Source organism: Pseudonocardia pini (genome assembly GCF_013870575.1).
GTDB lineage: Bacteria > Actinomycetota > Actinomycetes > Mycobacteriales > Pseudonocardiaceae > Pseudonocardia > Pseudonocardia pini.
This window is the reverse complement of record NZ_JACBXB010000113.1, coordinates 1-10336: the sequence shown is the minus strand read 5'-3', so window position 1 is coordinate 10336 and position 10336 is coordinate 1. Positions and strand designations below refer to the sequence as shown.

13 protein-coding genes are annotated in these 10336 nt (G+C 74.3%); 8 read left to right on the top strand and 5 right to left on the bottom strand.

The genetic code is table 11. The annotated features are described in order from the left end of the window. Together H5J29_RS34890 and H5J29_RS09670 are read left to right on the top strand one after the other, a co-directional pair. The coding region (locus H5J29_RS34890) for a sensor histidine kinase (RefSeq protein ID WP_376768513.1) at positions 1 to 486 on the top strand (486 nt) is incomplete at its 5' end. Then, complete coding sequence (locus tag H5J29_RS09670; protein WP_181780586.1) at positions 474 to 1121, top strand: response regulator transcription factor; 648 nt, start codon at positions 474 to 476, stop codon at positions 1119 to 1121. The genes H5J29_RS34890 and H5J29_RS09670, both read left to right, overlap by 13 nt. Positions 1122 to 1132: 11 nt before the next feature. Here the strand turns inward: H5J29_RS09670 and H5J29_RS09665 are convergent, their stop codons facing one another. From H5J29_RS09665 to H5J29_RS09655, 3 genes are all read right to left on the bottom strand, one after another. Next, entirely contained in the window at positions 1133 to 1960 is an 828-nt protein-coding gene (locus H5J29_RS09665) for a SigB/SigF/SigG family RNA polymerase sigma factor (RefSeq protein ID WP_181780585.1), read from the bottom strand. Positions 1961 to 2065: 105 nt separating this feature from the next. After that, on the bottom strand, positions 2066 to 2716 hold the full coding sequence (locus H5J29_RS09660) for a glycosyltransferase family 2 protein (protein ID WP_181780584.1): 651 nt from the start codon (positions 2714 to 2716) through the stop codon (positions 2066 to 2068). Then, positions 2716 to 3375, bottom strand: coding sequence for an ACT domain-containing protein (locus tag H5J29_RS09655; RefSeq protein ID WP_181780583.1), 660 nt, complete (start codon positions 3373 to 3375; stop codon positions 2716 to 2718). Before H5J29_RS09655 ends, H5J29_RS09660 begins: the two co-directional genes overlap by 1 nt. A 214-nt stretch (positions 3376 to 3589) precedes the next feature. Here H5J29_RS09655 and gatC point away from each other — a divergent pair, with 214 nt between their 5' ends. The 3 genes from gatC to gatB are packed head-to-tail and all read left to right on the top strand — an operon-like array spanning position 3590 to position 6887. Next, positions 3590 to 3901 (top strand): Asp-tRNA(Asn)/Glu-tRNA(Gln) amidotransferase subunit GatC, encoded by a 312-nt coding sequence (gene gatC / locus H5J29_RS09650; protein ID WP_181780582.1) that lies wholly within the window; start codon positions 3590 to 3592, stop codon positions 3899 to 3901. Next, positions 3898 to 5391, top strand: a complete 1494-nt coding sequence (gene gatA / locus H5J29_RS09645; protein ID WP_181780581.1) for an Asp-tRNA(Asn)/Glu-tRNA(Gln) amidotransferase subunit GatA — start codon at positions 3898 to 3900, stop codon at positions 5389 to 5391. The genes gatC and gatA overlap by 4 nt, the downstream gene beginning before the upstream one ends. Next, positions 5388 to 6887, top strand: coding sequence for an Asp-tRNA(Asn)/Glu-tRNA(Gln) amidotransferase subunit GatB (gatB, locus tag H5J29_RS09640; protein ID WP_181780580.1), 1500 nt, complete (start codon positions 5388 to 5390; stop codon positions 6885 to 6887). Before gatA ends, gatB begins: the two co-directional genes overlap by 4 nt. Before the next feature lie 64 nt (positions 6888 to 6951). Here gatB and H5J29_RS09635 read toward each other — a convergent pair whose 3' ends face one another. Together H5J29_RS09635 and H5J29_RS09630 are read right to left on the bottom strand one after the other, a co-directional pair. Continuing rightward, positions 6952 to 7125, bottom strand: a complete 174-nt coding sequence (locus tag H5J29_RS09635; RefSeq protein WP_181780579.1) for a hypothetical protein — start codon at positions 7123 to 7125, stop codon at positions 6952 to 6954. A gap of 41 nt (positions 7126 to 7166) precedes the next feature. Next, on the bottom strand, positions 7167 to 8315 hold the full coding sequence (locus H5J29_RS09630) for a PQQ-dependent sugar dehydrogenase (protein ID WP_312858134.1): 1149 nt from the start codon (positions 8313 to 8315) through the stop codon (positions 7167 to 7169). Positions 8316 to 8373: 58 nt separating this feature from the next. Between H5J29_RS09630 and H5J29_RS09625 the strand changes: the two genes are divergently transcribed. From H5J29_RS09625 to H5J29_RS09615, 3 genes are all read left to right on the top strand, one after another. Beyond that, positions 8374 to 9282 (top strand): 2-hydroxyacid dehydrogenase, encoded by a 909-nt coding sequence (locus H5J29_RS09625; protein ID WP_181780587.1) that lies wholly within the window; start codon positions 8374 to 8376, stop codon positions 9280 to 9282. 103 nt (positions 9283 to 9385) lie between these two features. Next, on the top strand, positions 9386 to 9970 hold the full coding sequence (locus tag H5J29_RS09620) for a DoxX family protein (protein ID WP_181780578.1): 585 nt from the start codon (positions 9386 to 9388) through the stop codon (positions 9968 to 9970). Then, positions 9967 to 10336 (top strand): hypothetical protein (locus tag H5J29_RS09615; protein ID WP_181780577.1); only part of this gene is annotated, 370 nt, incomplete at its 3' end. The genes H5J29_RS09620 and H5J29_RS09615, both read left to right, overlap by 4 nt.

Sequence of the window (10336 nt, the reverse complement as noted above, 5' to 3'; positions counted from 1 at the left end):
CTGCTGCGGCTGCAGGCGGGTGGCGCGGGCACGCCGCCCGAGCTGCGCGCGGGCCTCGACCTGGTGATCGACGAGCTGCGGGGCCTGGTGCACGGCGTGATGCCCGCGATGCTGGTCGAGGCGGGGCTGGAGGCGGCCGTCGAGGACCTGGCCGACCGGATGCCCGTCCCGACCACGGTGGACGTCGACCCCGGCGAGCTCCCGCCGGTGGTGCAGAGCACCGCGTACTTCTTCGTCGCGGAGGCGCTGACGAACGCCGTGAAGCACGCCGACGCGTCCCGGCTCGTCGTGCGGGCCCGCAGGCGCGGGGACTGGCTCGAGGTCGAGGTGTGCGACGACGGCCGCGGCGGGGCCAGGGCGGACGGGCGCGGCGCAGGCCTGCGCGGCGCTCGGGACCGGGTGGAGTCGCTCGGCGGGGTGTTCGAGCTCGCGGACCTGGCGACGGGCGGCACCCGCCTGTGCGGGAGGCTGCCGTGCGGGTCGTGATCGGCGAGGACGAGCCGCTGCTGCGGGAGGGGCTCACCCTGGTGTTGTCCGGCAACGGGTTCGAGGTGGTGTCCGCCGTCGGGGACGCCACAGCGCTGCGCGCGGCCGCGGCCGCCGAGCACCCCGACGTCGTGGTCACGGACATCCGGATGCCCCCGGACCGGACGGACGACGGGCTGCGCGCGGCCCTCGACCTGCGCGGCTCGCTCCCGGTGGTGGTGCTCTCGCAGCACGTGTCCCGCCGGTACGCGACCGCCCTGCTCGCCGGGCAGTCGGGCGCGGTCGGCTACCTGCTCAAGCACCGGGTGACGGACGTGCCCGGGTTCTGCGAGGACGTCCGGCGCGTGGCGCGCGGCGGCGTCGTCCTCGATCCCGAGGTCGTGTCCGTGCTGGTCGACCGCTCGGCGCGGGCGGGAGCGGCGGACCGGCTGACACCCCGACAGCTCCAGGTGCTCGGCCTCGTCGCCCAGGGGCGCAGCAACCTGGCGATCGCCGCCCGCCTGGGCATCAGCGAGAAGGCGGTCGCCCGACACGCCGCCCAGATCTACGACGCCCTGGAGCTCCCGCCGAGCCCGGACGACCATCGCCGCGTCCTCGCCGTCGTCCGGTACCTGGACCGCCCGACCGAACCCTGATCAGGCCCCGCTCACACGTCCAGGCCCTGCCGGAGCTCGGCGAGGGTGCGGGCGAGCAGCCGCGAGACGTGCATCTGGGAGATGCCGATCTCCTCCGCGATCTGGGTCTGGGTGCGGTCGTCGAAGAACCGCAGCATCAGGATCCGCCGTTCGCGGTGGGGCAGGCGCTCGATCAGCGGGCGGAGCGACTCGCGGTACTCCACCTTGTCCAGACCGCGGTCCCGGGAACCGAGGGTGTCCGCCAGCGGGCGGTCGCTCTCGTCGTCGACCGCGGTGAGGGAACCGGCATGCTGGTTCGCCTTCGCGGCGAGCGCCTCGAGCACCTCCTCGCGGTCGACGCCCAGGTGGGCGGCCAGTTCGCTGGGTCGGGGCGCGCGGCCGAGCTCGTGCGAGAGCGGGCCGGTGGCCCGGGTGATCGCCACGCTGAGGTCCTTCAGCCTGCGGGGTACGCGCATCGACCAGGTGCGGTCGCGGAAGTAGCGCAGGATCTCCCCGCGGACGCACGGGATCAGGTAGCCGAGGAAGTCGCCGCGGGCCTGGACGGGGTCCCACCGGTCCAGGGCGTTGATGAGCCCGACGGTTCCGACCTGCACCAGGTCCTCGATCCCCGCCCGGTAGCCCCGACCGTGGCGCTGGGCGAGGTGGTGGACCACCGGCAGGAACTCGACGATCAGGCTCGACCGGAGCTCGGCGCGTTCGGGATCGTCCTCGGCGAGCGCGGCGAAACGCTCCAGCCGGGGCATCTGGTCGGCGTACTCACTCGGACGCCGTGTGGTCGTGTCCACCGTCTCGACGGTCTCGACGGCGTCGGGAACGGGGACGACAGTATCGACGGACATGGGAGCCTCCTCCCGGATGGTGCGGGAGGCAACTGGCTGTACCTCGAGTGCTCCTTGACCCTACCCCCCTCCCCCCCATCCCGCACTTGGACGAATCGCCGCAGGTCAGGCGCCCATACCCCGCAACAGGTCGGCCAGCCCCCCGGTGGCGCGGCCCCGGGTCCGAGAGCTCGTCCGCACCCGCACGTCGGGGGCGACGACGACCCGGAACCCGTGGGCGCGCAGCCGCGCGAGCAACGCGTGCTCCTCCCCGTGGACCACCGCGGGGAAGCCCCCCACCTGGCGGAACGCCTCACCCCGAACGCCGAGGTTCGCGGCGTAGACGTGCTCGACGTCCGAGCCGAGCAGGGCGGTGTAGCGCCGCAGGGTCTCGGCGGGCAGCGCGAAGATCACCGTCGGCGGCAGGGCCTTCGCGGCGGGACTGTCACCGATCGCCTGCCAGGCCGTGCGCGTGCCGATCTGGTAGGCGGCCTGCAGCGCGGCGAGGGTCCGGCCGTGCCGGTGCTCGACGCGGCCGAGCTCGGCGTAGATGCGGGTGTCCGGCAGGTCGGTGTCCGAGCCGAGCAGGCCGACGAACTGGTCCAACGCGTACGTCACGCCCTGGGTGATCCGGGTGCCGAAGTTGCCCTGCAGCGGCAGCTGGTAGTCCCGCACCTCGGCGCGGACCGCGGTGATCATCGCGTCCGTGGCGCCCACGACGTACGGCCGGAGCGCGGCCCCCGTCGAGGCCGGGACCCGCGACCACGGCCGGTCCATCAGACACCCAGTACCGCGGCGACGATGCCCGCCAGATGGGTCAGCCGGGCCAGCTCCGACGGCCGGAACGCCGGTCCGCCCGGTCGGCCCACCACGAGCGCCTTCGCGGGCAGCGACGTGCCGAACGGCGCCGCGGCCAGCTCGGTGTCCAGCGCGCTCCACGGCTCGGGCACCCAGTGGACCTCGGGATCCACGACCATCGCCTTCTCCAGCGGCAGCCACGGCAGGTCGCCCGCGCGCGTCTCCGGGGAGGCGGAGGAGTCCGCGAGCCGGTAGGAGCGGCCCTCCTCGCGCACGGCCACGATCGCCCAGCCCGCGCGGAACAGCCGCGGGACCTCCTCGGCGAGCCTGCCGAGCCCGTTCGCCGGGTCGGACGCGATGGCGTCGACCAGCTCGAGCTCGCGATGGGTGTCCAGCCGCCCGGAGTAGGGCCGGACGGACTCGACCTGCACACCGGGCACCGACTCGGCGGCGGTGATCAGCACGTCCGGCGGGCGGCCGGAGGGCAGCTCGATCGCGAGGTCGTCCACGGCCTGGCCGTCGACGCGCTCGACGACGTCGACACCGAGGATGTCCGCCCCCGCCCCACCGAGCGCGGTCGCGACGGCGCCCAGGATGCCCGGCTTGTCCGGCAGGACCACCCGGAGCAGGTACGACACGCCCTCTGTCCTCCTCGCCACCTCGTGCACACCACAACGACGCCGATCCGCAGCCGCGGGGCGTCGCCGTGGTCGATCCTGCCAAACGCCTTGCGTGGCCGGGCGGTCGCGGGGGGTTGACAGTGCCCCGGTCGCCTGCCGGCGGGGCTCGCGAGAACCGCCGGCGGGCGCGAATAGACTCAGGACCACATCCCCACGACTCTTCTGGAGAGACATGCCCGCCGAATCTGGCGCCATCTCGCGGGACGAGGTCGCGCACCTCGCCCGGCTGGCCCGGCTGGCCGTGACCGACGAGGAGCTGGACGTCTTCGCGGGCCAGCTGGACGTCATCCTCGGCTCGGTCGCCCGGGTCGGCGAGGTCGCCGCCGACGACATCCCGCCGACCTCCCACGCGGTGCCGCTGGAGAACGTGTTCCGGCCGGACGTGCGCAGGCCGGGGCTCTCCCAGGAGCAGGCGTTGTCCGGCGCGCCCGCCGCCGAGGACGGGCGTTTCCGGGTGCCGCGGATCCTGGGGGAGGAGCAGTGAGCGTGATCACGCTGTCCGCCGCCGAGCTGGCGGGGCGGATCCAGAGCGGCGAGGTCTCGGCCGTCGAGGCCGCGCAGGCCCACCTCGACCGGATCGCCGAGGTCGACGGGTCCGTGCACGCGTTCCTGCACGTCGGCGCCGAGGCCGCGCTGGCGAGCGCCGCGCTGGTGGACGAGCAGGTCAAGGCGGGTTCTGCGCCCGCCTCGCCGCTGGCCGGGGTGCCGCTGGCGCTCAAGGACGTCTTCGCGACGATCGACATGCCCACGACCTGCGGCTCGAAGATCCTCGAGGGCTGGCGCCCGCCGTACGACGCCACGGTCACCGCTCGGCTGCGCGCGGCCGGGATCACGATCCTCGGCAAGACGAACATGGACGAGTTCGCCATGGGCTCCTCCACCGAGCACTCGGCGTACGGCCCCACCCACAACCCGTGGGACCTGTCCCGGATCCCCGGCGGGTCCGGCGGCGGCTCCGCGGCCGCGCTGGCCGCGTTCGAGGCGCCGCTGGCGATCGGCACGGACACGGGCGGCTCGATCCGTCAGCCCGCGGCCGTGACCGGCACCGTGGGCGTCAAGCCGACGTACGGCGGGGTGTCCCGCTACGGCCTGGTCGCCTGCGCGTCGTCGCTGGACCAGGGCGGGCCCTGCGCCCGCACCGTGCTCGACGCCGCGCTGTTGCACGAGGTCATCGGCGGGTACGACCCGCTGGACTCCACCTCGATCGACGCGCCCGTGCCGTCGGTGGTCGAGGCCGCCAGGCTCGGCGCGCAGGGTGACCTGTCGGGCCTGCGGGTCGGGGTCGTGCGCGAGCTCGGCGGCGAGGGCTACCAGCCCGGCGTGCGGGCGTCGTTCGACGCGGCGCTGCAGCGGCTGGAGAAGCTCGGCGCCGAGATCGTCGAGGTCTCCTGCCCGCACTTCGAGTACGGCATGGCGGCGTACTACCTGATCCTGCCGTCGGAGGTCTCCTCCAACCTGGCCCGCTTCGACGCGATGCGGTACGGCCTGCGCGTGGCCGAGGGCGCGAGCGCCGAGGAGGTCATGGCGGCGACCCGCGAGGCCGGGTTCGGCCCCGAGGTCAAGCGGCGGATCATCCTGGGGACCTACGCCCTGTCGTCGGGCTACTACGACGCCTACTACGGCCAGGCCCAGAAGGTCCGCACGCTGATCAGCCGGGACTTCGCCGCCGCGTTCGCGAAGGCGGACGTGCTCGTGTCGCCCACGGCGCCCACCACGGCGTTCCCGATCGGCGAGAAGGTGGACGACCCGCTGGCCATGTACCTCAACGACCTCGCGACCATCCCGACCAACCTGGCGGGCGTCGCGGGGATGTCCGTGCCCAGCGGGCTCGCCGAGGAGGACGGGCTGCCCGTCGGGCTGCAGATCATGGCGCCCGCGCTGGGCGAGGCCGTGATGTACCGCGTCGGTGCCGCGTTCGAGGCGTCGCGCCTCGCGGACGAGGGCGCCCTGACCGCTCCGGAGGTGGCGCGATGACCGCCCCTGTCCTCGTCGACTACGCGGACGTCGTCGCCCGGTACGAGCCCACGCTCGGGCTCGAGGTCCACGTGGAGCTGTCCACGAACACGAAGATGTTCTGCGGCTGCCCCACGGAGTTCGGCGCCGAGCCGAACACCCAGGTCTGCCCCACGTGCCTCGGCCTGCCCGGCTCGCTGCCGGTGGTCAACCGGACCGCGGTCGAGTCCGCGATCCGGATCGGGCTGGCGCTGAACTGCTCGATCGCGCCCTGGGGCCGGTTCGCCCGGAAGAACTACTTCTACCCGGACATGCCGAAGAACTTCCAGACCAGCCAGTACGACGAGCCGATCTGCGTCGACGGGTACATGGACGTCACGCTCGACGACGGCTCGACGGTGCGGGTCGAGATCGAGCGCGCGCACATGGAGGAGGACACCGGCAAGTCGCTGCACGTCGGCGGGGCCACCGGTCGCATCCACGGCGCCGAGTACTCGCTGCTGGACTACAACCGCGCGGGCGTGCCGCTGATCGAGATCGTCACGAAGATGATCCCGGACACCGGCGGGCGGGCGCCCGAGGTGGCGCGGGCGTACGTCACGCAGCTGCGGGACCTGGTCAAGTCGCTCGGCGTCTCGGACGTGCGGATGGACCAGGGCTCCATGCGGTGCGACGTCAACCTCTCGCTCTCGCCCACCGGCTCCGGCGTGCTGGGTACCCGCACCGAGACGAAGAACGTCAACTCGCTGCGGTCGGTCGAGCGGGCGGTCCGGTACGAGATGTCCCGCCAGGCCGGTGTGCTCGACGCGGGCGGTGAGATCGTCCAGGAGACGCGGCACTTCGAGGAGCAGTCCGGCACCACCCGCGCGGGGCGGCGCAAGGAGACCTCGGAGGACTACCGGTACTTCCCCGAGCCCGACCTGGTGCCGATCGCGCCGTCCGCCGAGTGGGTGGAGGAGCTCCGCGGGACCCTGCCGGAGAAGCCGTGGGAGCGTCGTGCGCGCATCCAGGAGTCCTGGGGCCTCTCCGACGAGGAGCTCCGCGACCTGGTCAACGCCGGTGCGCTCGACCTGATCGAGGCCACGGTCGCGGCGGGCGCCCCGGCGGGCGAGGCCCGCTCGTGGTGGGTCGCGTACCTGACCCAGCAGGCGAACACCCGCGGCGTCGAGCTGGACCAGCTGCCGATCACGCCGCTGCAGGTGGCGCGGGTCGTCGCGCTGGTCGCGTCCGGTGACCTGAACAACAAGCTGGCCCGCCAGGTCGTCGACGGCGTGCTGGCGGGGGAGGGCGAGCCGGACACGGTCGTCGAGGCGCGCGGGCTGAAGGTCGTCTCGGACGACGGCGCCCTGATCGCGGCGGTCGACGAGGCCCTCGCGGCCCAGCCGGACGTCGTCGAGAAGATCAAGAGCGGCAAGGTCCAGGCCGCGGGCGCGATCGTGGGCGCGGTCATGAAGGCCACGAAGGGCCAGGCGGACGCCAAGCGGGTCCGCGAGCTGATCATCGAACGCTGCACCTGACACCCTGTGAGTGGCGATGGTCGCTCTGGCGACCTGTTCTGGCGACTATCGCCACTCACGAGGGTCAGGTCTTGTTCTGCACCACACCCGCGACCGGGAGCAGGTCGCGCTCCAGCAGGGCGTAGGCCTCCGCAAGGTCGCGGATCCCCGCCGGGCTGTTGCCCACCGTCGGGGCCGCCTTCACGATCGCCTGGAGGACGGCCTCGCGGGCCCGGTCGCTGAGAGTCTGTTCGGCCATCGGCCGACGCTACCCGCCTCGGAGCTCCCGAACAGCCGCTGTCAGGCGCGGGAGGCCCCGCCGCCGCTGGGGGGCTGGACCCGGATGACCCGGTCGTCGCTGGGGACCGGCTTGCCGCCGGACTTGTTGACCGTGCCCAGCCAGAGCAGGCCGTCGGAGCCCAGGGTGGCCGCGTTGAGCCTGCCGTAGACCCCGCCGAGGAGGGTCTCGGGGGCGCCGGTGAAGCTGCCGTCCTCGGCCGGGCGCAGCACCGACAGCGCCGCGCCGCCGGTCAGGGCCACCGCGACGACGCCGGGCTGGGCCATGCAGCCCGCGACGCCGGGGCGGTCCGGCCAGGTCCAGGCGGCGGGCCCGAGCGGGCCGGGCTCGACCCGGAACAGGACGTCTCGCGCCGAGGTGCGGTCGGTGACCCAGGCGGACTGGGTGGTCGGGTCGGAGCAGATCCCGCCGGGCGCGGTGAGCCCGGTGCTCAGCACCGGCGAGGCCGGGTCGGGGTTGGCCGGGGCGGGCCTGCCGAGCGTGTCGATCCGCAAGACCTTGCCCGCCAACGTCTCCGGCGGAGCGCCGCCCGCGTTGCCGGTGGCCACGAGCAGCGTGTTGCCCGCGTCGACGCCCAGCGCGCCCCCGTTGCCCGAGGGTCCCTTGGGGATCCCGACGAGCACCGGCTTCGGCGGCTCGTTCGGTGCCAGGCGCAGCACCCGGTTGTCCTCGGGCGTGGTCGCGTAGGCGTAGACGAGCTGGTCCTCGGCGTAGGTGGGGGAGAGGACGAGGCCGGTGAGCCCGCCGCCGCCGGAGGCGTCGACCGCGATGGTGGAGACGAGCACCGGCGCCTTGTCCCGCTCGACCCGCAGCACCCGCCCCGTGGCCCGCTCGCCCACGAGCGCGCTCACCCCGCTCGGCAGCACGGCGACGGCCCCGACCGGGTCGAGGCACGTCGCGACGACCTGGGGATCGGGATCCTCGCAGCCCGCGGGCACCTGGGGGCCGCCCTGGCCGGGGGCCTCGCCGGAGTCCCCCTCGTTCGAGTCGCCGTCGGGCGGGGGTGCGACCGACGGCGGGCCGCCCAGCTCGCCCTGCCCCTCGATCTTCTCCTGCCAGTCCCGCGGGCCCTCGTCGGGGAAGGACGCGCAGCCCGCGAGCAGCCCGAGCACCGCGATCAGCACGATCAACAGCTGGCGGCGGACGGGCACGGCACCAGGCTAGGCATCGCGAGGTGAGCGGCCCGTGAGCAGGGGTAGCGTCCCGGACATGACCGTGGTCCTGGTCCCGCACCCGCGCGGCGTCGACGCCCTGTCCGACCTGGGGGTCCGCCCGCTCCTCTACGACCCCACCGAGCCGCTGCCCGCCGGGGCGGACGAGGCGGAGGTGCTGGTCCCGTCGTTCCTCAGCGGCCCCCGGACCGTCGAGATCGCCCAGGCCCTGCCGAAGCTGCGGCTGGTCCAGCTCCTCACCGCCGGTGCCGAGGTGTGGGTCGGCAGGCTCCCGGAGGGCGTCCTGCTGTCCGACGGCAAGGGTGCGCACGGCGGCGCGACGGCGGAGTGGGTCGTGGGGGCGCTGCTGGCGGTCTACCGCGAGCTGCCCGGGTTCGTCCGCGCGCAGGAGCGCGGCGAGTGGACCCAGCACGTCACCGACGAGCTCGGCGGCAAGCGGGTCCTGGTCGTCGGCGCGGGGGACGTGGCCGAGCACATCGTGCGCAGGCTGACCCCGTTCGACGTCACGACGACGCTCGTCGGCCGCCGCCCGCGCGACGGCGTCCACGGCATCGCGGAGGTGCACGGCCTGCTCGCCGAGCACGACGCCTGCGTGGTCGTCGTGCCCCTCACCGAGGCGACCCGGGGCCTCGTCGACGCCGACTTCCTCGCCGCGATGCCCGACGGCGCGGTCTTGGTCAACGGAGCCCGCGGGCCCGTCGCGGACACGGACGCCCTGCTCGCCGAGCTGACCTCGGGGCGCCTGCGCGCGGCCCTCGACGTCACAGACCCGGAGCCGCTGCCCGCGGGCCACCCGCTGTGGGAGGCACCCGGCCTGTTGCTCACCCCGCACGTGGGCGGCAGCGTGCCGGGCGCGCTGGACCGCGCGTTCGGCGTGGTCAGGGAGCAGCTCGAGTACTACCTGCGCGGTGAGGAGCCGCCGAACGTGGTGCGGGACGGGTACTAGTGTCCCGCACCGGACGACGCGCCGGCCCGTCGAAACCCGATCGTGGCCGAACACGCTGGTCGGGACCGCCGTGTCGGGCGTGTCCGCCGATACGCTGGCGACCATGAGCGACCCCACCCGGCAGTTCGACATCGGCAGCCTCGGCGGGACGCAGCCGCCCGCGGCGACGAAGGAGAACCGGCGCCCCGTCGCCTGGAACAGCGGCGCCGACCTCGGGATGCTGATCCTCCGGCTCGGGATCGGCGGGCTGTTCCTGGCCCACGGCGTGCAGAAGGTGTTCGGGCTGTGGGGCGGGCGCGGGCTGGGCGAGACCACCACGATCCTCACCGGCTACGGGTTCCAGCAGGCCTCCACGCTGTCCTGGGCCCTCGGGTTCGGGGAGCTGGTCCTCGGGGCGCTGCTGGTGCTCGGCCTGTTCACCCCGCTCGCCGCGGCCGGGCTGCTCGCGGTGAAGGCCTGCGCGATCACGGTCAAGTGGGGCGGCCCGTTCTTCGCTGCCGAGGCGGCCAACGCCATCGAGCTCGACGTCGCCATGGCGGCCGGGGCCGCCGCCCTGCTGTTCGTCGGGGCGGGCCGGATCGCGCTGGACAACGGCCGGACCTGGCAGCGGCGTCCGCTGCCGTGGGCGCTGCTGTGCCTGGTCATCGGGGCGGCCGTCGCACTGGGTGTGCTGTTCGGACTCCGGTGACGGACTGGCTCGCCGAGGTCGGACGACGGCTCGGCGGCACCGCGGAGGTCCTCCGCCACCAACCCCTGGCAGGCGGGTACGCCTCCGGCGAGGTGGAACGGGTCGACCTGCGGGTGGCCGGTCGCGAGCTCCCGGTCGTGCTCAAGACCGCCGACCCGGTCGAGGTCGCGGCGATGCGGGCGATCGGCGTCGTCGAGGGGCTGGAGGTGCCGCGGCTGCTCGCGGCCGACCCCCTCGTCCTCTCCTGGGTCGCGGGCGATCCGGCCGAGGAGGGCTCTCCACTGCCCGCCGAGGTGTGGCGCACGCTGGCCCGCGTGCACCGGCACTGGTTCCGCAAGCGCCCGCGAGGCGTCCCGGTGGTCGACG

Coding starts and splice junctions, on each gene's coding strand:
- H5J29_RS09635 (WP_181780579.1), bottom strand. CDS start 7,125: ATGGCCGAACAGACTCTCAGCGACCGGGCCCGCGAGGCCGTCCTCCAG.
- H5J29_RS09620 (WP_181780578.1), top strand. CDS start 9,386: ATGAGCGACCCCACCCGGCAGTTCGACATCGGCAGCCTCGGCGGGACG.
- gatB (WP_181780580.1), top strand. CDS start 5,388: ATGACCGCCCCTGTCCTCGTCGACTACGCGGACGTCGTCGCCCGGTAC.
- H5J29_RS09665 (WP_181780585.1), bottom strand. CDS start 1,960: ATGTCCGTCGATACTGTCGTCCCCGTTCCCGACGCCGTCGAGACCGTC.
- H5J29_RS09660 (WP_181780584.1), bottom strand. CDS start 2,716: ATGGACCGGCCGTGGTCGCGGGTCCCGGCCTCGACGGGGGCCGCGCTC.
- H5J29_RS09625 (WP_181780587.1), top strand. CDS start 8,374: ATGACCGTGGTCCTGGTCCCGCACCCGCGCGGCGTCGACGCCCTGTCC.
- gatC (WP_181780582.1), top strand. CDS start 3,590: ATGCCCGCCGAATCTGGCGCCATCTCGCGGGACGAGGTCGCGCACCTC.